This is a genomic window from Leptolyngbya sp. FACHB-321, from assembly GCF_014695975.1.
Lineage (GTDB): Bacteria > Cyanobacteriota > Cyanobacteriia > Leptolyngbyales > Leptolyngbyaceae > Stenomitos.
Map to the genome: position 1 here is coordinate 59,038 of NZ_JACJPI010000046.1, position 26,184 is coordinate 85,221.

22 protein-coding genes are annotated in these 26,184 nt (G+C 49.5%); 12 read left to right on the top strand and 10 right to left on the bottom strand.

What is annotated here, in order from left to right; all coding sequences use genetic code 11:
- Positions 1–47: 47 nt before the first annotated feature.
- The 5 genes from H6F76_RS08620 to tsaD all read right to left on the bottom strand — a co-directional run bounded on the left by H6F76_RS08620 (position 48) and on the right by tsaD (position 10,090).
- Positions 48–857, bottom strand: coding sequence for a type II secretion system protein (locus H6F76_RS08620; protein ID WP_190507454.1), 810 nt, complete (start codon positions 855–857; stop codon positions 48–50).
- A gap of 20 nt (positions 858–877) precedes the next feature.
- Positions 878–5,578 carry a hormogonium polysaccharide biosynthesis protein HpsA gene (gene hpsA, locus H6F76_RS08625; protein ID WP_190507456.1) on the bottom strand — a complete coding sequence of 1,567 codons (4,701 nt, stop codon included), beginning with the start codon at positions 5,576–5,578 and terminating at the stop codon, positions 878–880.
- Positions 5,579–6,146: 568 nt separating this feature from the next.
- Positions 6,147–6,383, bottom strand: a complete 237-nt coding sequence (gene rpmB, locus H6F76_RS08630) for a 50S ribosomal protein L28 (RefSeq protein ID WP_190449097.1) — start codon at positions 6,381–6,383, stop codon at positions 6,147–6,149.
- A 297-nt stretch (positions 6,384–6,680) separates the two neighbouring features.
- Entirely contained in the window at positions 6,681–8,783 is a 2,103-nt protein-coding gene (gene htpG, locus H6F76_RS08635) for a molecular chaperone HtpG (RefSeq protein ID WP_190507458.1), read from the bottom strand.
- Between the two features lie 260 nt (positions 8,784–9,043).
- Positions 9,044–10,090, bottom strand: coding sequence for a tRNA (adenosine(37)-N6)-threonylcarbamoyltransferase complex transferase subunit TsaD (gene tsaD / locus H6F76_RS08640; RefSeq protein WP_190507460.1), 1,047 nt, complete (start codon positions 10,088–10,090; stop codon positions 9,044–9,046).
- Between the two features lie 208 nt (positions 10,091–10,298).
- Between tsaD and H6F76_RS08645 the strand changes: the two genes are divergently transcribed.
- The 3 genes from H6F76_RS08645 (at position 10,299) to H6F76_RS08655 (ending at position 12,034) form a co-directional block, all read left to right on the top strand.
- Entirely contained in the window at positions 10,299–10,784 is a 486-nt protein-coding gene (locus tag H6F76_RS08645; RefSeq protein WP_190449100.1) for a Photosystem I reaction center subunit III, read from the top strand.
- Between the two features lie 199 nt (positions 10,785–10,983).
- Positions 10,984–11,112 carry a photosystem I reaction center subunit IX gene (gene psaJ, locus H6F76_RS08650; protein WP_190449101.1) on the top strand — a complete coding sequence of 43 codons (129 nt, stop codon included), beginning with the start codon at positions 10,984–10,986 and terminating at the stop codon, positions 11,110–11,112.
- A gap of 373 nt (positions 11,113–11,485) precedes the next feature.
- Positions 11,486–12,034: a photosystem I reaction center subunit XI gene (locus tag H6F76_RS08655; RefSeq protein ID WP_190507462.1), complete on the top strand. Its 549-nt coding sequence runs from the start codon at positions 11,486–11,488 to the stop codon at positions 12,032–12,034.
- Between the two features lie 125 nt (positions 12,035–12,159).
- Here H6F76_RS08655 and gmk read toward each other — a convergent pair whose 3' ends face one another.
- On the bottom strand, positions 12,160–12,717 hold the full coding sequence (gene gmk, locus H6F76_RS08660) for a guanylate kinase (protein WP_190507464.1): 558 nt from the start codon (positions 12,715–12,717) through the stop codon (positions 12,160–12,162).
- 251 nt (positions 12,718–12,968) lie between these two features.
- Complete coding sequence (locus tag H6F76_RS08665; protein WP_190507466.1) at positions 12,969–13,232, bottom strand: DUF370 domain-containing protein; 264 nt, start codon at positions 13,230–13,232, stop codon at positions 12,969–12,971.
- Positions 13,233–13,551: 319 nt separating this feature from the next.
- On the opposite strand from H6F76_RS08665, the gene H6F76_RS08670 reads away from it, so the two are divergent.
- The 9 genes from H6F76_RS08670 to H6F76_RS08710 all read left to right on the top strand — a co-directional run bounded on the left by H6F76_RS08670 (position 13,552) and on the right by H6F76_RS08710 (position 22,382).
- Positions 13,552–15,306 carry an NFACT RNA binding domain-containing protein gene (locus tag H6F76_RS08670; protein ID WP_190507468.1) on the top strand — a complete coding sequence of 585 codons (1,755 nt, stop codon included), beginning with the start codon at positions 13,552–13,554 and terminating at the stop codon, positions 15,304–15,306.
- Positions 15,307–15,771: 465 nt separating this feature from the next.
- The gene (locus tag H6F76_RS08675) at positions 15,772–16,077 is read left to right on the top strand and encodes an RNA-binding protein (RefSeq protein ID WP_190449105.1); all 306 of its coding nucleotides are present in this window, start codon (positions 15,772–15,774) and stop codon (positions 16,075–16,077) included.
- A 189-nt stretch (positions 16,078–16,266) separates the two neighbouring features.
- Positions 16,267–16,455 carry a 30S ribosomal protein S21 gene (rpsU, locus tag H6F76_RS08680; RefSeq protein WP_190449106.1) on the top strand — a complete coding sequence of 63 codons (189 nt, stop codon included), beginning with the start codon at positions 16,267–16,269 and terminating at the stop codon, positions 16,453–16,455.
- 60 nt (positions 16,456–16,515) lie between these two features.
- A complete protein-coding gene (locus H6F76_RS08685; RefSeq protein ID WP_190507470.1) occupies positions 16,516–16,746 on the top strand; it encodes a DUF3134 family protein in 231 nt (76 codons plus the stop codon).
- 285 nt (positions 16,747–17,031) lie between these two features.
- Positions 17,032–17,238, top strand: coding sequence for a hypothetical protein (locus H6F76_RS08690; RefSeq protein ID WP_190449108.1), 207 nt, complete (start codon positions 17,032–17,034; stop codon positions 17,236–17,238).
- Between the two features lie 641 nt (positions 17,239–17,879).
- The gene (locus tag H6F76_RS08695) at positions 17,880–18,188 is read left to right on the top strand and encodes an RNA-binding protein (protein ID WP_190449109.1); all 309 of its coding nucleotides are present in this window, start codon (positions 17,880–17,882) and stop codon (positions 18,186–18,188) included.
- Positions 18,189–18,492: 304 nt separating this feature from the next.
- Positions 18,493–19,557 carry a tRNA-dihydrouridine synthase family protein gene (locus H6F76_RS08700; protein WP_190507526.1) on the top strand — a complete coding sequence of 355 codons (1,065 nt, stop codon included), beginning with the start codon at positions 18,493–18,495 and terminating at the stop codon, positions 19,555–19,557.
- A gap of 369 nt (positions 19,558–19,926) precedes the next feature.
- Positions 19,927–21,891 (top strand): sulfite reductase, ferredoxin dependent, encoded by a 1,965-nt coding sequence (sir, locus tag H6F76_RS08705; RefSeq protein WP_190507472.1) that lies wholly within the window; start codon positions 19,927–19,929, stop codon positions 21,889–21,891.
- A gap of 98 nt (positions 21,892–21,989) precedes the next feature.
- Complete coding sequence (locus H6F76_RS08710) at positions 21,990–22,382, top strand: hypothetical protein (RefSeq protein WP_190507474.1); 393 nt, start codon at positions 21,990–21,992, stop codon at positions 22,380–22,382.
- A 10-nt stretch (positions 22,383–22,392) separates the two neighbouring features.
- On the opposite strand, the gene mnmE is transcribed toward H6F76_RS08710, so the two are convergent.
- The 3 genes from mnmE to nadD all read right to left on the bottom strand — a co-directional run bounded on the left by mnmE (position 22,393) and on the right by nadD (position 25,936).
- The gene (gene mnmE, locus H6F76_RS08715) at positions 22,393–23,781 is read right to left on the bottom strand and encodes a tRNA uridine-5-carboxymethylaminomethyl(34) synthesis GTPase MnmE (protein WP_190507528.1); all 1,389 of its coding nucleotides are present in this window, start codon (positions 23,779–23,781) and stop codon (positions 22,393–22,395) included.
- Between the two features lie 184 nt (positions 23,782–23,965).
- Positions 23,966–24,979 (bottom strand): type I glyceraldehyde-3-phosphate dehydrogenase, encoded by a 1,014-nt coding sequence (locus H6F76_RS08720; protein WP_190449113.1) that lies wholly within the window; start codon positions 24,977–24,979, stop codon positions 23,966–23,968.
- 210 nt (positions 24,980–25,189) lie between these two features.
- Positions 25,190–25,936: a nicotinate (nicotinamide) nucleotide adenylyltransferase gene (gene nadD, locus H6F76_RS08725; RefSeq protein WP_199322008.1), complete on the bottom strand. Its 747-nt coding sequence runs from the start codon at positions 25,934–25,936 to the stop codon at positions 25,190–25,192.
- Between the last annotated feature and the right edge of the window lie 248 nt (positions 25,937–26,184).

Below are 26,184 nucleotides of genomic sequence, written 5' to 3' on the forward strand. Positions count from 1 at the left end.
TAGAATTTACGGGCATTGCTAGCGCCGTAGCATACGAGCGTTCTGGTTCAGCAACCATCGGGGGTCGAACAGACGGTGCTATAGTCTTGCAGAGAATTGCTGGTATCGTTGCGAACGATGGTGGAATACAAAATCGCTAGAGGTCGACGATTTTGGTCACCCAGTCCGCTCACAAAGCGGAGGGAGGCTTGTGCCGTTTGTAGACCGCCTAAATTTTGACGCAAAAGTGGATTGTCGGAGTAAACCCTTACGCCTAATCGGAAGCCAGATAATCCAGTCGGAGGGGGACCCGCTGTGCGAAAAGTCTGTACCAGAAATTGTGACTGGCACGCAGCAAGATTACTGGGATCAAGATCGGTGCTGACTGGGAGCAAAGCAGTAGCCGCAACGGTGACACCTGTGTAAGTGTTACAGCCTACAGTAGAGGACTTCAGAACGCCAGCGGCAATGCTAGTCGGTGCAGGAACGTTACTAATACTGCCAACTACTTCAGGCAGATCAGCCGCTGTATAAACGCCGCGCTCAACTACTGCCCGCACTCGGTCGATCTCTGCTTGAGCCACCTGCAAGGCTTGTTCTGCCTTCCGGCTCTGCACACGGGTTGCTGTGATGAAGAAGATCGGAGGGGTAATCGCAATCAGCGTGATGGAAACCACGACGATCGCCACCAAACACTCAATCAACGACAGACCCTGATCGCGTTTTGCAAGTTGTGCTGACGGAGCACGCTGCGGCAAACGAGTCAACAAAGAAAGGAGTAAGCGCTGCCGTCGCATCACTATGGTAGAAGAGGGGTTGGGCATTGCTGTCGTGGCTACCTGCACTGTAGGTTTACTGGATGCGGGATTGATGGACATAATCAGGTCTCCAGACAGAGTTAAGCAGGACATTTGATGTTTGCAGGAACCCCAGTGATGCCGGATGTACTCGCCGCAGTGCAGAGTCTCCTAATATAAGGATCGTTAGCAGGCAGTTCTGAATAGAACTCGTTGCGGTTTTTGCCAGCGGTAATAAAGCGAGCGGCTGCCGGACCGGCTGGTGCTAGCTGGAGTGCAGGATCGTAGCCCCAAATCCGATTGGGTGGTGAGTAATATCTGATGGCTTCACTGTTAGGAGAAGCTGTTAAGGGCGGTTCCCAAACATCCTGGTCAAAGGGTGCGGTCGCAGAGTTACTAAAGTTGAGCTGCAAGAACGAACCCGCAAACCAGAGGTTTCTTTGATCCCAGTTTTCTAGGAAGCGAGGGAAGTTGTGCAACCCACCATAGGACTGTCCTGCCCTGGAAGGCACAATGCCACTTACGATGATAGAGTCTACCGTCGTACCTGCGGTGGTGGCTGGCATCAGCGACTTGTCTTCAGTAAACTCATCGTAAGTTTCGCTGGCAATCGTTCCATAAGGAGTACCGTTCGCTTTCAAGGGTTTACCGTTGCGGTCAATGCGGATTGGCGCAGTGGCAGTAGCAGCAGCCGTTTTATCTTCTCGCTGCCAATTTGCCGCGCCGAGGTTCGTCTCCGGACGATTTTGGTTTAAGAACGATGTCCTATTGCTAGTACAGCCTGGACCAAACAGCCCAAAACCAGGGTTTGCAGGGGCGTTTAGGTTATTATACTTATCGGCAGCGGCAGTGATCGTGCCACCAGAGCCTGCATTTGCAACGAACGCATCTTCGATACTGCCATCGCAGAAGCTATCAGACAGGATGGAAACGGCATCAGCAAGAATTTCGGTTGGTCGCCAGCGATCGCCCCCTGTACCTACTCTGGCAAAGTTAGGGTTGCGAGTCGTACGACCATAAAACTGATCTTGCGTATAACGTCCATTATCGTCCCCAGGCACTAGGGTTTGAGTAAATTCCTCGATAGCCGTACCAGGGGTATCATCAGCGCCCGTCCGATGCAAGTTAAAATCGCCCTGAATATAAACCGGGCTATCGGTAAAGAAGGAAAGACCACGAGTGTTGTCTGTACTGGGAAGCGCAAAAGAATCATTGCGTTTAAGCTGCACGCCATTGCGAAGCCGGAAACCGTGAGGACGACGATCGGGATCAGCGATAAAGTCTACTTGCTTAGTGCTAATCGCAACGCCATTAGCATTGGGAGCGAGTGTTGGATCAGTTGGGCTAGTTAAAGTTGTGGCATTGGTCGTCACAGGTGCAAGACCACCTGCTGGTCGAGCAATTGCATCTTCTCGCACCGCATCTTCTCGGAACGCATAGACAATACCACTAACAGGTAGCCAGGGTGTCCCAGCAGTCGTGTTAGATAGACTCCGACTCCGCAGCATTCCTAGGTCAATATCCATTGTGCGGGTCGTCATCATTTCGCGACCGTTGAACACACCTCGATCAAGGAAGCCCACTGCTCTCAGCGCCCCTGTAGGATCAACAATCAGGTTAGGCGAGACATTTGCGCCAGCAACATTAGAACGAGTTTGCAGAATCGGTAAGGTCCAGCTTGCAACATCAGCACGTGGTGTCATTAAGATCGCAGAGAAATCATCGGGTGTGGCACCAACGACCTGGTATTGATAGGTAGAGCTAGTCTTAGCCTGAATATACGGGTCGCTAGAGTACGGCTCATTAGTGGGCTGAAGGTTGTTCGGTATTGCAGCGGCATCACCGTCATAGTCGTGAGCGACTTTAGGGAAAAGGTAGAAGAGAGCAGGGTAACGGGGCGTGTTTTCGCAGAAAGCAAGCGCCAATCCAACGCGCTGCCTGCTTTGCGCTTGAGGATTATTACTGGCATTGATAGGAAACGTTTCTGGATCGCAGCCAGTAGAGAAAGTAACGTCAGTATTGCCAGCCGCTTGAGCTTGATAGGTGTTGCCGTTGGCAGCCCAATAACCACTGCTTGTAACAGGGGGTTGCGGAGACCCTGTTTTGAAGCCAAAGAGACGATCACGCTCAACCTGCTGCTTCCCATAGACAATGCGGGCAATGCCTGCCAATGTCAGCTTGTCAGAGTTGCTTAAACCATTGATATTCGGATCAGTTAACAGAGCCTGAATAAACGCTTCGGGCGGCAGCTGGCTGTATGCTGCAGGGGCTTGAGTAGCATAGGATGCTGGAAGGCTACCGTTCACGACTGTAAAGGGGAAGTAGTCACCTGTTGCAGGATCTTTAACTTCACCGTTATTTCGAAGACCATCAATTAAGTCAAAGAGACGAGTGCCTAACATGCCTAAGCCAGGAGTACCACCACCGTCATTAGTGAAGGTGTAGTTTACCGACGTGTTAAGGTTATGCCCCAACATACCCAGGGTACAAGTGGCGGTATGCAGGGTAGACTTGTCAGCCAAACTCAGGTCTGCGTAGGGAGTCGCGGGAGTTCCAGTTCCATCCAAACGGGCAAGCGTACGGCGCAGCTCAGAAAAGTTACCCCACATTGACGTAAGGGGATAGGGATGCACGATCGAGCCAGAGGCTTCCTGCCTGGGCGGGAAGGCACCGTCAATGATACCAGCAGTTGCCGGATCGTCATCGCCCGCAAAGGTTGCCAAATTGCGGAGCGCTTTGCCCAGAGGTTGGGTAGGGGCGATCGCTGCACTAAAAGCGCCCTCAGATGCAAGCCAAGTCGGGGCGGCAAACTCCCAGCCATTTGTCCCATTTCCCGTCAAGAAGTCTGTGATTACCTGGGGATTGCCATTGACCGATTGCGACCGAAAAGTAATGCTGTTAGCAAGCGTAGCCGCTGTGCCAGGATGAGCCGTACTTGCCAAACACGCTACAGGAAGAGCAGCACCAACTGTACTGCCTACGTGGTAGATTGCCGTTGACTGCACCGCCGCAATGTTGTCCCGCAAGGTACGACGCTGGCGCTGCTCGTGACTGAGCGTTTCACTCGGTGGATACAGTGGATCTTTCGGGCCAGTACTAACCCAACCAAAGGCATTACCAAGCTCCAAGCGCTGCCCCACAATGACCCGCATTCCTTCATTAAAGGCACGGCGTTCCCAGTACCCATCTAAACCAGCGTTTGCAGCAGTAGAGGGATTCGATGGATCAACGGTGCCGCTAACCAGGGCGGTAACATTACTTGTGATTAAATCGCCCATCCTGTTCGGCGATTGAACCGCAATTTGGTCGCTGTAACGAGGCTTGGGTCCCCAGCGGTCATCAGCTCGGTAGAGGTCATCGACATAAGGCTTTGCCTCTGCCTGGTTGTAGATACGCGGTGTACCTGTGTTTGGTAAGCCCTTCCAACCTGCCCTACGGTTAGTCCGGTTTGTTCGATCGCTACCACGCGCTTGACTTACATCGTCAGTCAGTAACCTCACTGGATCTAAAGCAACCGGAATAGCAGTGCCACTAGCCTGCGCTGATCCCCCGTCAGCATCATTTTCGAGGGTCGCAATTTGTGACGGTTGAGCAGGGTTAGTCGTTGCGGGCCAGATGTGAATGCTGGAGGACCCGGCATAATCGTTGTCACGAATACTCCCTGCAAACGCCAAGCCAACAAAGTCGGGCGGCTTCGACGTATCGTTATTGGAGTTAACAATGTCCGTGACTGTAATTTCTGAGTTAGATGCAGTACTCATTAAGCACGATGCTTGAGAACTCACCAGATAGGCATTAAAACCACTTTGCGGCTTGGTCATGAAGCTGCCTTCCGTATGCATGGCTCCATTCCAGTTAAAGGTAGGACCAGGGAAGATTTCCATGTCGTAGCGGAACCAGGCTCCCCACTTATTCCCCCGATCGAGCTTCCGGTCTTGCTGCATTTCCAGCGTTGTGAAGCTGCCATTAGTGTTAATGGTGTCTGGAATAACGAGCGCATCGACCTGGAAGTTTTTGCGGAGCGTTGAAGAGGTGCTTAAATCCTGGAACCAACCCTGAGCCGCACTAGACGCTGCACTATCCTGAGCGATCGCGCAGTTGCCTCGCAGTTGATTGCTTAAAGGACCCTGCCGCACCTGTAAGTTATTTGCTTTATTGGTCTCCGATGTGTTGACTACACCAGAACCCGCAACGCCACCTGTGTCTGGTGGTGTTTGCAGCACGATGGAGTAAACAACTGTCGCATCAAGAGCGCCATCGCCATTCGTATCGGTGCGGAATGCCCAGGCATTGTCTTGAGGGGTCAGTTCGCCCGTCTTCGTTGCACCGTCTAGATTAATCCGGGTTTCGCCAGGAATGGTGTATTGATCTGAACCTCCCAAGGCACCAACGCCATAGCTGCCATCGTTACGCAGCATCCCAGTCATGTAGTTTTCAGCAGGGACACCACCTGGATAGCGGCTGTCTTTAGTCGCATCAAAGAGCGTTTCTAGCTTGGCTCTTGCTCGGTCGATCGCAGGGGTCGCCGCATTGTAGATAACCCGCTGCTGACTCTCACCAATCACCTGAGCGCTACGGCTGTAAGCACGGTAGACTAATGCGCCCACGGTTAACGACACAACGAGCAGTAGCAAGATAACGGTCGGCAACACAAAGCCCGCTGCGGGAGACCGAAACCTTCGGTTTAAAATCATTGCCGAACGCAGAAGCCAATTCATTAGCCCTTTAGTTAAGGCTCTGGACATCTTCTGCATCTGGCTAAAAAGAGCCTGAACTGCCTTGGCTAATTTACGGTCTGACATGATAGCTGCTTCCTGCGACGACGGCAAAAGGTTTATGAACTGAACTCACAACGTGAGCTAATGGGCACGACAGAAAACAGAGTGACAATTTTCTGCGGGATGTGTTTTAAATGTCCTGAAGGTACAAAATTTTTGTGTAGATGCCTACTGTGGTAACAGTTTAAATAGCCTGTGATCAACCGGGAAGCCACGAAGATAAACAAGGAACGATTGCTGAAACATCAGCAAATTAACGGAACGAACAAGAATTTAGCGTTAAGGCTGTGACAACAATCTAAGTAATCTTTCACATTGCGAAGTACTGCTTCACACAAGCTTTATAACTCAGTAGAAGATATTAATTCGTCATAAAGAGAGATGCCCCAATGTTACCCATGTACCTAAATAAAGCGATCGTCCGACTCAAATTATTTTTGAGCAGGTGCCACTTTTGCTAAATTCTCTTCTTAAAAAGTTTTTATAAAATTGACGATCGGGCAAGCTTTTATGGTTGCCCGATTACTTCGTTACACATTCATTGCCAGTCGTATCACCAACTGCGCTCAACGCAAAGAAGCTGCTCACACGCTTAGAAGCGATTCAGATCAATGCCTGATTCTTTAGCAAAAACGCTGAGGCTCTTGTGTTCGAGGGTTTTGATTGCTTTTGTAGAAAGCCGCAACTTCACCCAACGGTTGCCCTCAGCCCACCAGATACGCTTCCACTGCAAATTCACTTCTTGCAGTTTCTTTGTCCGACGATGAGAGTGGGACACGGCATAGGCGTTGTTTGCCTTCTTGCCAGTAAGTTGACATTGACGAGCCATAGCAATCTCCGGGGTGTGCGCTTAGAAAATGGTTAACCGACATCCTATTGTATACAACGACCTGGAAATCAGGAAGCTAAGAGGAAGAAGGTTAGAGAATTGAGCGAACGCTGTACTAGATATACAGCAAAAAAAATCCCTCCATCAGGATGTAGATCACATCTGGGAGGGGAGGGGGTAGAAGGTGAAAGGAGTAAGGAAGTGGAAGGGTGAAGCTAGAGAGTTTTGAGTTGCGCTAGAGCATTTTGAGTTAATGCTGCCCTCTGCCTTCTGCCCCCTCTCTCCTCACCCCTTACTTCAGGAAGCCGCGCGGTCAGTGAGACGAGTTAGTACCGCGTTCGATCGCTCAACGAAGGCTTGCATTCCTTCAGCATCGAAGCCTTTTTGCGCCATGAGTGCCAGATCATAGACGTGGTGACAGATCAGGTTTGCCAGTTCGGCAGAGGGAGACTGTCCTTCATTTTGGATGATGGCTCCCTGACTAAGGCTCACCAGATTTTGGATGAGCGGGTGTGAGGTATTAACCAGAAGAGTATGTTCTTCAGGGAACTGCACAGCTTGCTGTTGCATTAAGGCAGTCATCTCTTGCAACCGTCGCAAATGCTCTGGCAAGAGCACCATTGCTGGCGGCACACCATTGGCATCGCTAGACTTGAGTGCTTCAGTGCGGATGGTTAATTTGGGTTTGTTGAGCGCTTTTTGGAACAGCTCTTTAATGCGATCGCTACGGGTTTGATTGGTCGTCGGGTCAACGATGTCAGCAGGCTTATCTTTGTCAATCAAGGTGTCATCCAGATCGGCATCAACCCGTGAAAACTTCACATCGGGATGCTCACGCTCTAAGAAGCTAACAAAGTGGCTGTCGATGAACGAGTCCATAAACAGGACTTCTAGCCCTTGCTGCTTGTGAAGCTCTACGTAAGTCGTTTGTGCTACCTCATCGGTGCAGTAAAAGACGCGATTGGGATGACGATCTTTATTGCGCTCCAGGTATTCCTTCAGCGTCGTGTAGGGAGGTGAGTCGCTGGAAGCAGAAGAGGGGGAGGCGGGGGAAGCATCCTGCCAGGCGTCGCCGTCGGCAGACTGTACCTCAACTTTGGGTACTTCACTCTTCTCACCGCTTGCTTCACCCAGCTTTGCAGTCGTGCGATAGATGAGAATATCTTCGACCTGCTTTTTGAACTTGTCGTCGTTGATGGAGCCGAACTTGACGAAGGTGCCGAGGTCTTGCCAGCAACGGACATATTCGTCCCGGTTGTCACGGTAAAGCTCCTTCAGGCGATCGCCCACTTTCTTCGCAATGTAGTCAGCAATACGACGGACAGTGCGATCGTTCTGCAAGAAGCTGCGGGAGACGTTCAGCGGAATATCCACGCTGTCGATAACCCCACGCAGAGGCAGCAGAAACTTAGGAATGACCTCTTCGCAGTTGTCGCTGACGAAGACCTGATTGCAGAAAAGTTTGATTTGACCTTTGGTCGTATCAACATCAGGCTTGAGCTTGGGGAAGTAGAGAATGCCGTTGACGACGAAGGGATAGTCAGTGTTGAGGTGTACCCACAGCAGCGGCTCTTCCTGAAACGGATAGAGGTAGCGGTAGAACTCCATGTAGTCTTCGGAAGACAAGGCACTGGGCGATTCCTTCCAGGGAGCCTTCTGACGGTTGATTTGTTCTGGCGCTTTGATTTCGAGTGCGGCGGATTCAGCCGGAGTTTCTGCCGTGGCTTCTGCCGCAGGTTCTGTAGAAGACGTAGCGTCTGGTGCCGCTTCTTTGACTTCTAGCTTAATGGGTACGGGCAAAAAGTCGCAGTAGGTTTTGATCAACTGCCGAATACGATGCGGCTCCAGATATTCCTGTTCTTCCTCCTGGAGGAAAAGCGTCACAGTGGTACCGCGATCGCTCTTAGTCGAGGCACTAAGTTCAAATTCAGTAGAGCCATCACACGACCAATGCACAGGTTCGGCATTCGGCTGATAGGAAAGGGTATCAATATCAACCCGTTGCGCCACCATGAAAGACGAGTAGAAACCTAGCCCAAAGTGACCAATAATTTGCTGGTCACCAGCCGCTTTGTACTTTTCGACAAAGGATTCGGCACTGGAGAAGGCAACCTGGTTGATGTATTGCTTTACTTCATCAGCCGTCATGCCAATGCCCGTATCGGAAACAGCCAGAGTTTTCTGTGCCTTATCGATTGTGATGACCACTTCAGGCTCACCGACGTCTCCAGCCAATTCACCCGAATAGGACACCATCTTGAGCTTTTGGATAGCATCAACGGCGTTAGAGACTAGCTCTCTCAGGAAAATTTCGTGGTCTGAGTAGAGCCATTTTTTGATAATGGGGAAAATATTCTCAGTATGAATACTGATATTGCCCTTTTCAAGAACAGTCGTCATAGTAATACTCCAGTCTCAGCAGGTTGTTTGCAGCAGATAAATGACGAAAAGAAGGGAATCCAGTGGTGATACTGGCTAGTTGCCTCTGATTGTACTGAGAGGACGACCTTCCTTGTAGATGCGGATTTCCCTACCTGTAGAGAGAGGTGAAGGGTGGAGAAGTGGAAGGGTGATGGGGCAGAAGAGTGAAGGGTGAGGGGTGATGGATGTTAATGGCAGCTTTTGCCTTCTGACTTCTGCCTTCCGCCTCCTGCCTTTTGTCAGGAATGGGCATAAAGCTGCATGACATCGGCGATCGCCATACGCGATTGGGCACCCAGCGTTAGCGGTGAGGTATGCCCTCGTTGCAAGTGCTCGGCGGCAGCACAGGCAATCATGGCAGCGTTGTCGGTGCAGAACTGAAGGGGTGGGAAGAGGACGCGCAGATTGTGAGTTTGGGCAGCCGCTTGCAGGTGTTGACGTAAGCCCGTATTTGCTGCCACGCCACCACCGACTGCAATCGTGTCTAATCCGTAATCAAGGGCACAGGCGATCGCTCGTTTGGTCAGCGCTTTGGCAACGGTTGCCTGAAAGCTAGCCGCTAAATCCTCGATCGGCAGGGTTTGGTTTTCCTGTTGGAGTTTTTGGGTCAGTCGCAGCATGGCAGTTTTTAAGCCACTAAAGCTAGAGTCGTAACGGTGGAAGCCTCCAGTCGCTAGCGATACTTGCCCTTCTGGTAAGGGAAAAGCTTTGGAGTTACCTTGTGCGGCAAGGCGATCGATGATCGGTCCACCAGGGTAGCCCAGATGCATTAAGCGGGCGACTTTATCAAACGCTTCCCCTGCTGCATCATCACGGGTTTGTCCTAGCGTTTCGTAATGACCGCAGTCTTTGACGTAGATGAGACTCGTATGCCCACCCGAAACCAGGAGGCAGAGAAACGGCGGCTGAAGATCAGCGGCAGCCAGATAGGAGGCGTAGATGTGTCCCTCCAAATGATGCACACCAATGAATGGTTTTTGATACAGTAGCGCTAGGGTTTTGGCAGTGGTTAAGCCAACTAGCAATGCACCCAGCAATCCAGGTGTACAGGTCGCGGCAATGCCATCAATACCAGACCAATCCAGCGTCGCTTCTTGAAGCGCTTGAGCGATCGCGCTATTCACAATTTCCACATGTTGACGTGACGCGACTTCGGGCACAATGCCACCGTATGGTTGATGACTAGCAATCTGTGACGAAACAACACTACTTAAAACGTGACGATCTTTAACGATCGCCACGGCTGTTTCGTCACAACTTGTTTCAATTGCCAAAACCGTCGCCATTTGCTGGTACCTTTTTGAGGGTATGAACTTCCTCTTGTAGCTTAGACTGCATCAGAGGTCGCCTTAAACGGTACGATGCTACCTCGTTTAGTGAACCGACCGTTGCAAGACCTCTAAACTGTTTTACTAAGTGGTTTGTGCGAAAATTTTTGCCTTTCTATGTTTTGTCTTGTGCGTTTTGTAATTTAAAAAGAAGGGAAACAATTCCATGCAACGGTTGTTTGCTCTAGTGCTCGTCGTCATGCTTTGGTTCGGGTTTGTCTCCATCCCGCCCGCCAATGCCTCTAACTTAACACCTTGTAAAGATTCACCCGCATTTGCTCAGCGAGCCAAAGACTCAGTTAGCGCTACAGCCAAGCAGCGCTTTGAGTTTTACGCTAATTCTGGTGTCTTGTGTGGTGAAGAAGGACTACCTCACCTAGTCGTTGACCCAACAGCGGCTCATGCAGGCGAATTTGCGATCCCCAGTATTCTCTTTCTCTATATTGCGGGTTGGATTGGCTGGGTTGGTCGTTCTTATATTCAAGCTGTCAAGAAAAGCGCGACTCCTGAACAGGATGAGATCGTCATCAACGTGCCTCTAGCACTTAAATTGGCTCTGTCTGGGTTCGCTTGGCCCTTGGCAGCGTTGAAGGAGTTTACCACCGGTGAACTGACCGCTAAAGATGATGAAATCCCCGTCTCCGTCCGCTAATCTTTGCCCACGGTTTGAACTTTAGGCGATCGTTGTTGGGCAACAAACCATAGTGCTATCCGGTTGGATGCGGTACATCCTAAAAGGCAATAAGCCTTTTGACCCCACGGTTGGGTCTGCTAATCACTATCGGAAACTGCTCGCTCTAGCATCGCCTCAGGTCTCGATTGAGTTTCAGCTCTTTTCAGGAGAACACTTTATGCAGTATTTCCTCAAGTATCTTTCGACCGCTCCTGTTATCCTCACCGCTTGGCTGGTGTTTACAGCAGGAATCTTGATTGAGTTCAATCGCTTTTTTCCAGACCTCCTGTTTCACCCAATGCCATAAAGTAGTGTGAGTGAAGCAGTTGCGGTTCGGACAAAATTCAAGTTTGGTTAAAGCAGAGGGGTGGGATCAAAGCGATCGCACCCCTCTGTTCTATATGGGTTTAAAGGTGGATAGGTTTAGGGCGATCGGTAGATAGTGCCTGCTGTCTAATCAGCGACATTAACAGTGCCATCTCTCCACTTTTTCAGTGGTTTAGCTACCGCATGAGTTAGCTGTAACGACCGTCAGCCAATATTCCTTTAGTCACTAAATAAAAATGTTGGGCACCATATCTAATTGGGAAACTTCAGTTTAGAATTTTACAGAATTAGCGTTTACCCTCGCGCGTTTGCTTAAGGGTATCTATGAGCAAGGGATATAAAGTACAAGAACTATGACAAGCAGTAAGTCCAACGATCGGTCTAACCATTCTGGAGTGCAAGACCAGCCGCAGCGTAAAGCATCGAGTGTAGCCAAGAAGCCCACGCCATCCGTAGCAACATTTGTGTTCGCTGCTGGCGATCCACAAGAAGGCAATTTGGCAACTCCAATCAATAATTCGGCGTTTACTCACTGGTTTATCAATCAGTTGCCTGCCTATCGTCAAGGAGTTTCGCCGTTTCAGCGAGGGTTGCAGGTTGGTCTTTCACATGGCTTCTGGTTACTAGGTCCCTTTGTGGCATTGGGTCCGCTACGAGACACTAACCTAGCGCTGTTTGCAGGGCTAAGCGCCACGATCGGGTTGGTTGCCATCGCTACGCTAGCAATCGCCGTTTATGCCGAGAGTGCGCCCTTACCACCGATTGCAACACTAACGACACCAAAGCCACCGACTGATTTAGGCGTACCACAGGGCTGGCGATCGCTGGCACGTGGTTTTTGGTTCGGCGGTACGAGTGGAGCCTTTTTTGCGACAGCCCTCTTGCTAATTTTCACCTTTTAGCGGTGGCATTCAACCCGCCAACCTATGGCATTCAATGGTCTAGAGGCTGTGCTGTAGACATGTCTTAACGCAACATTCTCTACGCCGACTGTCTTTACGTGCCTAAGCCTGACCAAGACGTTGGGCTAACACGTCGCTGTTGCAAAGAGGGTTGCTTCGATGCGATCGAGCGCTTTGGCAATGTCATCGTTAACAATGCAAATGTCGAATTCATCGGCAGCAGCAATCTCAGTACGAGCGCTTTGCAGACGACGGACAATCGCTTCTTCGCTATCTTGGGCACGGTGCCGAATGCGATCTTCCAGTTCCAGCAGGGAAGGCGGCAGGATAAAGATTTGGAGAGCAGCGGGAAAGTTTTTGCGAATTTGCCGTGCGCCTTGCAGTTCGATTTCTAAAATCACACGATTGCCTTGACGAATCTGGTCTTCAACCGCTTTACGAGGCGTACCGTAAAGATTGCCAGCAAAATCTGCCCATTCCAACAGTTCGCCATTAGCAACCATGCGCTCAAAGGTGCTGCGCGAGACAAAGTAATAGTTTTTACCATCAATCTCGCCAGGGCGGGGCGATCGCGTCGTCACTGAGACGGAAAGATACAGTTCTGGATGGCGCTGAATGAGCGATCGTAGCAGCGTACCTTTACCGACTCCGCTTGGTCCTGTCAAAACAATTAATGCGCTCATGCCCGCTTTCGCCCTCAGTAAGAATGGTAGTCAGCAATAAGTCGATCGTTAACAATTCTTCATCTTCAACTAATAAGTCCGCTTCTGCAAGACAAACGGCAATTTCGGGTAGTTAAACTGTCTTCTTAGCGGTTTGGACCTGTTAATTACATTGCTTTTCTGACATACACATAACTTAACAAATTAAAAAGGAAGATATTTTACGGCTTACTACTGTGAAGCGCGACCATACCATCAGCATGGCTCAAGCATCAAGGATCACCAGGTCCGTCTTTACTGACAATTAAGCGATTGGCAACCGTTTCTGGCTGAATGGCTGACAGAATGATATGACCAGAGTCAGTAATGATCACGGCTCGGGTTCGGCGACCATACGTCGCGTCGATTAGCTGCTTACCATCGCGTGCATCAGTAATGATACGCTTGATGGGTGCAGATTCTGGGCTAACGATCGCAATCACCCTATTTGCAGACACAATGTTACCAAAACCAATATTGATGAGCTTAATGTCCATACGGACTCAAGGCGTGGGTGAGTGAGAAGCCTGTCCAAACTTAGATTTCTATCGTAATGCACCGCCAAAGCGAACGGCGCGATCGCGCTCTTTAGTCAGCCTCTTAAGTAAAGCTATACAGAACTGCTCCCTCCTGTAAGAAGCGACTTGTAATAGCATTCTTAGCCTTTCGATTACCTGAAGCATCACAAGGTCATGTCTGGCAGCATACCGACAAAAAGGATGCCTACACACGGCGCTCTGTTTTAGCCTTAGCAGAAGCCTCGTCCCAAACGAATCTTTAAGTGATTCTGAATCCGCCCTTCACCCCTCACTGCCCTTGCAACCTGTTGACGTTACAACGCTTACTGCGATCGCCGCAGAACTACGCACTGAATGGTTACCTGCCCGGTTGGAGCAGGTCTATCAGCGCGATCGTCATACACTCTATTTGGGCTTACGTACCCTTAAGCGGCGCGGATGGCTGATGCTCTCCTGGCATCCCCAGGCAGCGCGTCTTTGTATTAGCGATGCTCCGCCCCGCATACCAGATACGTTTACCTTTAGCCAGCAGCTAAAGCACCAGTTAGGCAACTTGGCACTGGTCGCCATTGAGCCAATCGCCCCCTGGGAGCGTGCTCTGGATCTCCAGTTTTCACAGCGTCCTGGCGAACCACCGCTCTGGCATCTGTACATAGAAATCATGGGGAAGTACAGCAACGTCGTGCTTGCCAACCAAGCCAACCTAATTGTTACAGCAGCCCATCAGGTTAGTGCCCAGCAGTCGAGTGTGCGTCCCATTCAAACAGGTGACCCATACACACTGCCGCCGCCCTTGACTGATCCAGCACCCAAGCTAGCGGAATCGTTCGATCGCTGGCAGGAGCGGATCAATCTGGTACCAGGTGCGCTACGACGCAACTTACAAAAAAACTATCGTGGACTCAGTTCTGCACTCACGCTCTCTTTGATTGCTGCGGCTGCACTTCGCCCTAACCAATCTACCGATAGCCTAGATGCAAGTGATTGGCACCGCTTATTTCACCGCTGGCAGGAGTGGCTGCAAGCATTAGAAACGGAAAAATTTTGCCCTGGTTGGACGAGCGATGGCTATACCGTTTTAGGTTGGGGTATGACACAGGCGGTCGATCGAGTGCAGCCTATCATCGATCGCTACTACACCAGCCAGCTTGAGCAGCAAGAATTTGTCCAGCTACGCCATCAGCTTACCCAAAAGCTCCACACCGTTTTAGAAAAGCTACGCGTAAAGGCAAACGTGTTTCAGGCGCGCTTGCAGCAATCTGAGGTTGCTGACCGTTATCGTGAACAAGCCGATCTATTGATGGCAAATTTACACCACTGGCAGCCAGGGTTAGCAACGATTACACTACCTGACTTCACGACAGAGCAACCCATTAGTATTCCTCTCAATCCTGAAAAAAACGCAGTGCAGAATGCTCAAGCACTTTACAAGCAGCACCAAAAGCTGAGGCGTGCTCGTAACGCGATCGATCCCCTGTTAGCAGAGGTCAATGCCGAGATCCACTATCTGGAGCAAGTCGAAGCGGCGATCGTAGAACTGGAGACTTACCAAACAGCCGAAGACCTTAACACACTCGACGAAATTCGTGATGAACTAATCCAGCAGCACTATTTGAACGATCCAGAATATCGTAACGCCAGCCTGCCTACCAAAGATTCACAAAGCCAACCCCATCGCTACACTACGCCAAGTGGACTGGAAGTACTTGTAGGGCGCAACAATCGTCAGAACGATCAGCTGACCTTTCGGACAGCAGGAGACTACGATCTCTGGTTTCATACGCAGGAAATTCCTGGTAGCCATGTTCTGCTGCGCTTGAAGCCAGGAAGTGCGCCTGATACGATCGATTTACAATGTGCCGCGAACCTGGCAGCATATTATAGCCGTGCCCGCCAGAGCGAACAGGTGTCTGTAGTCTATACAGAGCCAAAACACGTCTACAAGCCAAAGGGCGCTAAACCAGGGATGACCGTTTACAAACACGAGCGGACGCTTTGGGCACAGCCGAAGCAGGGAGAGCAGCTAGTAGCGAAGCGGCTGAAGAGTGAGTAAAGCAATGCTGGGGTATCTAGCGTATCGGGTCAATAGCGACGAGAGTTGAGCATTTTTTTGTGTCATCCTATTGGGTAACGCTGAAAGCTGGTTAGCCGAAACTAAAGCACTTTAGAGAAACTACTTTTAGACCAAAGGCAGTTACTTTTAGTATGTAGTATGACATTTTGAAATCACGTTCCATTTGAGTTTATTGAAGCGATCAAAGCTGTTTTTGTGATTGCAACCCTAAAGATAGAACGCTCTCACAGCGCACATTTCACGTCTTAATATTAGCCCCATAGTGAACGATCAATTTTGCAGATGTTTAAGAGCAAAGTCTCTTCGTACGAATGAATGCTGCACAGGTAAGACTTAAGTTGTGTTACTCTAAGGAAGAAGAACTATTTTCGGTTGTGTAATTCGTCATAGCACACGTTTCTCCGAATCTACCATCTCTGCACCTTTTGATTCTGGAGAAAGTCTATGTCGATTTATGTTGGTAATCTGTCTTACGAAGTGACGCAAGAAGATCTAACTCAAGCTTTTACTGAGTACGGTACAGTCAAGCGCGTTCAACTTCCCACTGATCGAGAAACGGGTCGTCTGCGCGGTTTTGCTTTTGTAGAAATGGGCGCTGAAGCAGAGGAAACTGCTGCGATCGAAGCGCTAGACGGTGCTGAATGGATGGGGCGCGACCTAAAAGTAAACAAGGCGAAACCACGTGAAGAAAGAGGTTCGTCTGGCGGTGGCGGCTGGGGGAATAAGGGTGGTGCTTCCAAGCGCTACTAAGTTTTATTTTTGAGCGTTCGAGACGCTGTGAATTTAGTGGTGCAACACCAGCGGCAGCTAGAAACTAGTAGTCAGTTGCTTCAACATTAAGGAACCAACTCTAAAGTCTAGAGGGCAGATAACAAGTCTGCCCTTTTTTGATTCTGCTGCTTGTGCAAAAGGTTAGCTAGTTTAGGTAAAGGAGCTTGAATGGCACAAATTATTCCTGGCGAAAACGAAAACATTGAGTCAGCGCTACGTCGGTTTAAGCGCGAAGTTTCAAAAGCGGGAATCTTTCCAGATATGAAAAAACATCGCCACTTTGAAACACCGATCGAGAAAGAAAAGCGCAAAGCAATTGCCAAGCATAAGCAGCGTCGCCGCAAGTTTCGCTATTAGCTGCAAACTGTATCCACTATTGGCTGCAACAGGAAGTGATGTTACTCAATCAAGGGCGTAATGGTATATAACCCGTCACTACAAGAAGAGCCACGCAATCAAAGAACAAAGCTGATTCCACCTAATCAGGTAGAACCGCTGCTTCACTGGTTAGATCAGACAGGGCGACTAGCCTCACGTGGTATTGAGGCAGAGCCTGATAGCATCGGTGCTAACGAACTAATTGATGAAATTGTTGATGCAAATGCTTATAACGATGATGATGAACTGATCGATTCAGAAGATGACTAATATTGTCGTTTGCTTGAGTTTCATACTATGCATTTGAACTGCATTAAATCCAACTCTGCTTGACGAAGTGCCACAATCTTTACTAGCAGAACAGACATTCATGATATGTTAATCCTATATACCAACAGAGTTTATATAGCTTGATGGCTGCATAGTTTTATCTCTTTGAGCGAAGGCTATGGGGTATGAGCATTATCAATGAAACTTGGGCTAATTTTTGACAAATCAGTTTATAGAATTCTGCTAAAGCGATCACGGCGAATCAGCCGCCAAGTTGAGTCTTAAATGAAAGTTCAAGCGCTAAATATTCAAATGGGCGATCGCATCATTGCTTATTGCAATAATAAGATGCAGGTCTGTACCGTCAGGCAGGTTATTGATCCGGGTCAGACAAATATTACGCTGTCCGTTTCAACGTCAGAACATTCTCGAAGCTCGTTTTCACGGGTTATTCGGTTTCAAAAAGATGCTCTGGTTGATTTAGCAGCTTAAAAGCTGTTTAGCAGATTATGAAACCGTTGCAAGTGTCACACCAGTTTTCTATGAAATACACATTATCGAACTCCTAGCTGTCCCTACTTTCTTTCACAAGAAAAACTGTAGAAAATCCTGCCTCTAGGCGTCTATAAGAAGAATGGGTATTTAGCTAGCTGGTGCATCCTGTAAGCGTTTTTCAATTAGCGAAGTGTCACCAGCAAATATTTTTGTTGGGTTGCCACTGCTGAATCTGGAATCAAGACTACGTTCAAATCCTCTCATTCAGGCTGTAGCCACAACATACCCATGGCAAAAGAACAGAAAGCTAATAAAGAAAACAAGAAGCAGAAAAAAGAATCTGACGGCACCAAGAAGCAGAAAAAAGACCCAAAGCGACATGATGGGTAGTTTCCTACGGTGGATGACTCTGTTTTCTGAGAGATTGTGACTTGCGCTTTACATATCGCTACATATTGTTACAGAACCGTTGCACGAAATGGTAGAACTACACTTGCAGAAATGCTAGTATTGTGAACGAGAATAAGTAATCGGTTGCAGAATTTGTTTCTAGTCTTGACGGGTTTTTCGCGTTTTGTATTGGCAGGCTTCTCTCCGAAATCTCACTCTCTACGAACTTTTGATTTTGGAGCCAATCTATGTCGATTTATGTAGGCAACCTTTCCTATGATGTTGCGGAAGCTGACCTAAGCTCTGTTTTTGCAGAGTATGGTTCAGTAAAAAGAGTTCAGCTTCCCACCGATCGTGAGACAGGTCGTCCACGCGGTTTTGGGTTTGTTGAAATGGGTACAGACGCTGAAGAAGCGGCTGCCATCGAAGCACTTGATGGTGCTGAGTGGATGGGTCGCGATCTTAAGGTCAACAAGGCTAAGCCCCGTGAAGACAGAGGTTCGTCCTTTGGCGGCGGTGGCGGTGGTCGCCGTAACAACAATTTTTCCCGCAGCTAGTTGATTGCTGGAGATTGAGTGTACTTGATTCAGGCATTTGAATGCAGGTAGGCAAGTAGCACTTAAGTACAATTAGAGACCGAGAATTAGAAGGGCGATAGTGCCCATATTGACCAGTTCGCTTAAACTTCTGGTTCTTGATAGTCTATTTGAAAGGTTCAGGCGATCGCGCTTGAACCTTTTTGTTTGAGTTTTTTTAGAGCCTGCATTTCAGTGCATGATCGATCCATGACTGGTGCAACACTAAGAAGATTGGGTACACCAATCACATTTACACTACTGGGCTATGCCACTGACTGAGCCAATGCTACCCGTCGATCGCCTGCCGCCACCGCTATCGCAAGGACTTGCCTTAACGGCACTAGCCCCTATGCAAGATGTAACAGACATACACTTCATGGGTGTGATCGCTCACTATGGCAGTCCCGATTACTTCTTTACAGAGTACTTTCGTGTCCATAACAGTTCGGGGTTGCATAAACACATTCTGCGATCGATTACGGAAAATGCCACTGGTCGCCCAGTCTTTGCTCAACTTATCGGCGAGAGTGTGGACGATCTAGTACGCATTGCCGGTGCTTTAAGCCACTATCCAATTGCGGGCATCGATCTTAATTTGGGCTGTCCTGCGCCAAGAATTTATCGCAAAAACGTAGGGGGCGGACTGTTGCGCGATCCCGACATGATCGATCGTATTCTTGGTGCGTTGCGGGATGCCGTGAAAGGGCGGCTGACCGTTAAGATGCGCCTTGGTTTTGATAACACCGCTCACTTCGATCGCATTCTCGACTTAATCAATCGGCACCACATTGATCTGCTGAGTTTACATGGTCGTACTGTTAAAGAGATGTACCATAGCGACGTGCATTACGATCTCATTGCCCATGCCGTTCAGCGAGTGCACTGTCCAGTTTTAGCTAACGGTAATGTGACGTCTGCGATCGCGGCTGGTGCAGTTTTAACTCAAACGGGTGCAGCCGGAGTGATGATTGGTCGTGCAGCGATCCGCAACCCGTGGATTTTTCAGCAAACCCGCCAGTACTTGAGTGGTCAACCCATGACCACTGTCACCTTAGCGGCAGTGCGCGACTATATTGAACGGCTCCGTCAAGTGGCAACTGCAGCAGCTATACCAGAGCGTGCCCGTGTAAGCCACATGAAGATGTATCTCAACTACATTGGGCAAAGTGTCGATGCAGCCGGTGCCTTCCTGAGCGAGATGCGTCGTGCTCATACAGAAACCGAACTCTTTGGTACCTGCGATCGCTACTTGTTGAGCGACCCAGACCAGCCCTTTGCTTTAGAGCCTTATCCTGGACTTGTGGCTCGTCCGCGTGCTGAAACTGCCCATGCGGCGGTCGCCTCATAACCACATCACATAAACCTGGTATGTAACGCTGACTGTAGGCGATCACGTCTTGATGCCAAGCAGACTTACTGTGCTCCACTTGGCTAGCAGTGACTAAGTTGGAACCAGAACCTAAAGGATATGGCTGGATGCAGGAAACACCTTTCTTGCTTGAGCCTACGTCTGTTAATGATTCGCGTTAAAGTGAAGGGACGCTTGTTTTTAGAACTGGCATTCAATTCGCTCTAAAGACGGTTAGCTGCGCCTAAAACAAAGCAGCAGTGATAGGATCTTTCTAGTATTTACGCAATTCCGACTGGCTTACTGGAAAAACAACCAGCGCCAAAAGCTGCATTCTCTTGTCTTTGACTTACTCTTGCCGCCCTCCTGATGGTTAACACTCAAACTCCTGCCACCGTTCGCAAACCCTCTAAAGTTGAAGGTCTTAAAGACCGCAGTAATTTTCTGCGCGAACCTGTTGCGTCTGAACTGCTGCTGGACACGACGCATTTTACTGAGGACGCGATCCAAATTCTGAAATTCCACGGTTCCTATCAGCAAGACAACCGGGATAATCGCCTTAAAGGGCAGGAAAAAGATTACCAGATGATGCTGCGGACACGTAGCCCTGGTGGATACATCCCGCCGGAACTGTATCTGACGCTTGATCGCCTAGCTGATGAGTACGGCAACCATACGCTACGGGCGACAACGCGCCAAGGCTTTCAGTTGCATGGCATCCTTAAGCGGAATTTGAAGGCAACGATCGCTGCGATCGTTAACAGCATGGGATCAACGCTGGGGGCTTGTGGCGACCTTAACCGCAACGTGATGGCTCCTGCTGCACCGTATCGGAACAAGCCAGAGTACGAGTATGCTCGGGAGTATGCCAACAACATTGCCGACCTGTTAACCCCTCAAACAGGAGCCTACTACGAAATTTGGTTGGATGGCGAGAAGGCAATTTCGGCAGAAGAAAACCCAGAGGTGATTGCGGCTCGTCAGCGCAACGGTAACGGCACCATTTTTCATGAGCCAGAAGAACCGCTGTACGGCAAGCACTATATGCCCCGTAAGTTTAAGATCAGCGTCACTGTGCCGGGTGACAACTCGGTTGACCTGTACTCGCAGGATGTCAGCCTGGTGGTGCTGACTAACCAACAAGGTGAACTAGAAGGGTTTAACGTTTTTGTGGGTGGTGGCTTAGGACGTACGCACAATAAGGAAGAAACCTTTCCTCGTCTTGCTGATCCGATCGGTTATGTTGCCAAAGCCGATGTCTATGACTTGATGAAGGCAATTTTGGCAACCCAGCGCGACTATGGCGATCGTAGCGATCGTCGTCACGCCCGGATGAAGTACCTGATCGAAGACTGGGGAATTGATCGCTTCCGCGAGAAGGTCGAAAGTTACTTTGGGAAGCCGATCGAACCCTTCAAGCCATTGCCTGAGTTTAAATATTTCGACTTTCTCGGCTGGCATGAACAGGGTGATGGCAAGCTCTTTGTTGGCATCTCCATCCAAAATGGGCGCGTGAAGGATGACGAGTCGCTACAGCTTAAAACAGCGCTACGAGAGCTAGTGCAGACTTTCAACTTGCCTATGCTGCTGACACCGAGCCAGGATGCAATTCTTTACGACATCGACCCAGCTCAGAAAGCTCAAATTCAGGCAGTTTTGACCCGTTGTGGCATCAAGGGTGAGACAGAAATTGATCCATTAGTGCGCTACTCAATGGCGTGCCCTGCTCTGCCTACATGCGGACTGGCTACAGCCGAATCAGAACGGGCGATTCCTAGTATTCTCGATCGCATTCGTGCCCTGTTAAACAAAGTTGGACTGGAGCAAGAGCAGTTCATCATTCGGATGACGGGATGCCCCAATGGGTGTGCCCGTCCCTATCTCGCAGAGCTTGGGTTTGTTGGCAACGGTCCCGATACCTACCAGATCTGGCTTGGTGCCGCGCCTAATCAGACGCGGCTGGCGCAGGTTTATCTGGAGAAGCTCCACATCAATGAACTGGAGACGGCGTTTGAACCGATTTTCGTTTACTTCAAGCAGTCTCGCCAGCCAAGCGAGAGCTTTGGGGATTTCTGCGATCGCATCGGTCTTGCCTCCCTTCATCAGTATGTTGCTCAGTATCAGCCCGAAAGCGCTATAGCTGCAACCATTGAGCCAGCTACAGCTCAGCAGAGTGAAACGCTAAAAGCTGCCAACAAAGCCCGTCGCCGCGTCACCATTCAAGAAGATGTTTATGCGCGGTTACAAGAAGCTGCGCTGCGAGAAGGGCAACCCGCAAGCCAGTTGGCGAATGCAGCGATCGCGGCTTACTTGAGCACCCTTGAGCAAGGCTAGGTCGCAAAGTAAACAGGAGTTAAGCACAAGATTGCTTGTGGAGTAGCAGATTGAACCCTTTCTATTCAATGATCTAAGTTTGAGTTCTTCCAAAGAGTATGGAAAGAATCATCAGATATTCCAGAAAGGACTGGTCTCATTGCGAGTGTGGCGATAGGGAAGAGCCTTTAAGTACTTTTCTCTATGACTTGCCAATTTTAACTGCTTGCAACGTTTTTCCACCGCTACACATTCTCAATGTTCTTCTTCTTAGAGGATGGGTTGGTGGTAGCATGAGTCCCAGGTTTAGCTGGCAACCGTTTGAAATTTTTGAACAAGAGTATCAAGAGGTCTTGCCCAAACTTCTTTATCCTGATTGGGCAGCACTAAGCAACAAGCTTTGGCGTATCAGAGCACTAATGAAACTTGATTCAGAGTTTGATCGTGTTAGCGATCGTGATACGTGGATGGCCTTAGTTGGCAAAAAACATGCAAGAACCTCAGTCAAATAGTCCACTGTAGCTACTTGCCGATACAAAAACGGCTGAAGATGCGATCGAGGACAGATTCGGTTACATCTTCGCCCAGAATTTCGCCAAAGGCTTGAATGGCGCTGCGGAGATCGATCGTCCAAAAATCAAGCGGCAGTTGATCGGCGATCGTCCCTTGTACTTGCTGTAAGGCTGCTTTGGCTCGGGTCAGAGCTGCCGCTTGACGCTGGTTAATCGCAATATCTAAATTCGCAGCCTGAAGTTTGCCAGACTGGACGATCGTTAAAATAGCTGCTTCAAGGTCATCAATACCCTGATTAAGAGCAGCGGCAGTTTTAGCGGAGGGGAGTAGGGAGTAGGGAGTAGGAAGAGATACAGAGAGGGAGCCAAGCAAATCGATTTTGTTGAATACCAAGATCAAGGGGCGATCCTTTACCTGTTCGTAAATGACTTGATCGGCATCTGTCCAGCCTGTTTGAGCATCAATAGTCAGCAAAACGAGATCAGCATTCTGAGCAGCCAGACGTGATCGCTCTACGCCAATTTTCTCTACCTTGTCATCAGTGTCACGAATGCCTGCGGTGTCTAGCACCTGAATGGGAATACCGCCGACCACAAGCTGTGATTCCACAACATCACGGGTTGTGCCAGGGAGATCGGTGACGATCGCGCGATCACTCCGACTCCAAGCATTCAACAGGCTCGATTTACCCACATTAGGACGACCGACGATCGCCACCTTCAACCCCGATCGCAGTAGTTCACCTTGATCAGCCGTTGCCAAAAGATGGCTCATCTCTACCAGCACTAGCTCCAGGTGTCTTTGAATCTCGGCTTCATGCAGCGGTGGCAGATCTTCTTCAAAGTCAATGCGTGCCTCTACCTCTGCCAAAATGTCGAGACACTTAGCGCGGAGCTGACGGATGGGCTGTGCGAGTTTGCCTTGTAAACCAGCCAAAGCTGTTTGCGCCGCTTGGGGCGATCGTGCCCCCACCAAGTCGGTAATACTCTCTGCCTGTGTCAAGTCTAGTCGCCCATTCAAAAAGGCTCTCAGCGTAAATTCGCCAGGTTGCGCGAGCTGTGCTCCCTGCTCCAGGCAAAGCTGCAAAACCTGCTGCACCGCCATAATGCCACCGTGACAGTGAAACTCTACGACATCTTCACGGGTATAAGAGCGGGGCGCTAGCATGAGCAACAAAAGCGCTTCGTCCACCACTTGATCAGTGCCAGGATGCCGCACGTAGCCGTAGAGAATGCGATGGCTTGCCCAAATTTGATCACCTGGCGCATGAAAGAGAGTGCGGGCGATCGCCACCGCTACCAGTCCAGATAGACGCACAATACCAACGCTACCCTGTGCAGGAACAATAGCAGTGGCAATGGCAGCGATCGTGCCCGGTGTGGACATAAGAACCGTGATGGAGCGACTGAAGGAATTGGAAACGAATAGAGACAATTGCCTCTAAAAAGCGTTCACCGCTGATCTCAATCTGACTGTTCAGAGTGAAATCAACGGTGAATGCGGCTAATCAAGATAGCACCGAACCGTTAGCGAACAAAGAGCATTGCTCCAGCTGCTTCAGCAAGAAGAGACGCTGGCAGCATTACGCAGCCCACTTCTCGGCAACGAGTTCTGCAAGGTCGACAACACGCTGGCTATAGCCCCACTCGTTGTCATACCACGCAACAACTTTTACTAAGTCACCGCCCATAACCATTGTGAGTGCTGAGTCAATGATAGAAGACTCATCTGTTCCAGCATGATCGCTGGAGACAAGCGGCAAATCGCAATACTTCAAGATGCCTTTGAGCGAGTTTTCAGACGCATCTTTCAACACTTCATTTACCTGCTCGGCAAACGTGGTCTTTTCTACCTGCACAACTAGATCGACGATCGAAACATTAGGTGTAGGTACTCGTAAGGCAATCCCGTTCAACTTGCCCGCTAAGGCTGGTAACACCATTGCAACCGCTTTAGCTGCGCCTGTAGACGTGGGTACGATATTCATGGCAGCAGCTCTTGCCCGACGCAGATCCCGGTGGCTAGCATCCAGCAGACGTTGGTCGCCTGTGTAGCTGTGGGTTGTAGTCATCACGCCTTTCACAATGCCAAACTGTTCGTGAAGCACTTTGGCGATCGGTGCCAGACAGTTGGTGGTGCAGCTTGCATTGCTGATCACCCAGTGATTCTCATGAGTGTAGTCTTGATGGTTAACACCAACTACAAACGTGCCATCATCACCCTTACCAGGTGCCGTGATCAGCACTTTTTTCGCGCCAGCTTTAATGTGCTTTGAGGCACCTTCTTTGCTGACAAAGACACCCGTTGATTCAATGATGAGGTCAATGTCCCAGTCTTTCCAGGGCAAGTTTTCAGGATTACGATCGGACGTACATTTGATCGTGTGCCCGTTGACAGTGATCGTATTTTCATCGGCGCTAATGTCAGCATCAAACTTGCCCAACATGGTGTCATATTTCAACAGGTGGGCATTTGTTTTAGGGTCAGAGGTGTCGTTAATAGCAACTACCTCAATCTGACTGTCGGCGCGAGTCAACCAGCACCGCGTAAAATTGCGCCCGATGCGTCCGAATCCGTTAATCGCTACTCTAATCACTGCGTCTTGCCCTCTGTCTATTAAAGAGATTCTTGGTAGTCAAATTGATCATAAGACCCTAAGGATACGAGTGCAATAACTCGCTTTAACGTCATCCTGCTTAAGAACGGTCTGACAAATGGCGATCGCGCCTCTGACAAGAACTTCCGCCCCAACACTTGACTTAAGCCTGTATTACTTTCTGTATCATTCATGCCTTAGCTAGGTATTTTAACTCATTTGGTACAAGAGTTTTTCAGTAATATAGCAACGAACGGACTCCGGTACCAGATACCGGATCGAACGCTTATCGCGACACTGCTGCCGAATGAGGCTAGAAGAAACTGCTACTGAAGGCATTTCTAGCCGGTGCCAGTTGAGAGGAAGGTAAGGCATAAGGCGCGAGGAGTTTAGCTTACTGCCACTTTGCGACGGGGTAAAGACATCCAGAGGTATTGCCACCTCTAAAAGTTGATCATTTCCTGCCGCCCTCTCTTCCCCTGCTGCCCTCTCTCCCTCTCCCGCCCTCTGCATCAATCTCGGTGCAACGAGCCAAATGCATTGTGCGGCTAATGTTTGGCTAGCTCTCCAGTGGGGCAGACTTTGAAAGGCATCATTGCCAATAATCCAGTACCAGCAAGCGTTGGGTTCAAGAGTTTGCAGAGCCTTGAAGGTGGCGATCGCGTAGGAGGTGCCTTGCTGTTGGCTGTCCACAGCAGAAACATGGAACGCAGGATGACCAGCGATCGCTAAGCTAACCATTGCTAGACGGTGTTCAAAGCTTACTAAAGGTAGCGCTTTATGTGGTGGTCGAAAGGTAGGTACCCAAATAATTCGATCAAGATGAAACTGATCAAGTGCTGTCTCCGCGATAAGAAGATGCCCCCAGTGAATAGGGTCAAAGGTGCCGCCAAAAATCGCAATATTGGGCATCTTAATCAAAGCGTTTACGTTGTGACGAATAAAGGGCAGCTTCATTCGATCAGTTAATAGCTTCACTTAATGGTTCGAGGTCTTCAACATAGACGACCATCGATCCGGACGTAAGCATTACAGGGCTGTAGTTAACTGTAAAAGCAAGAGCATCTATGTAATGACTGGCGCGATCGCAACACCTTTACAAACAAGCCTATGCGAGTAAAATTGTCAGCCTTTCAGCCAAAGCTAACCGGAAGATTCCCAAATTGATGGTATAACTTTCGTGACGATTAAACGTTGGTTATTGA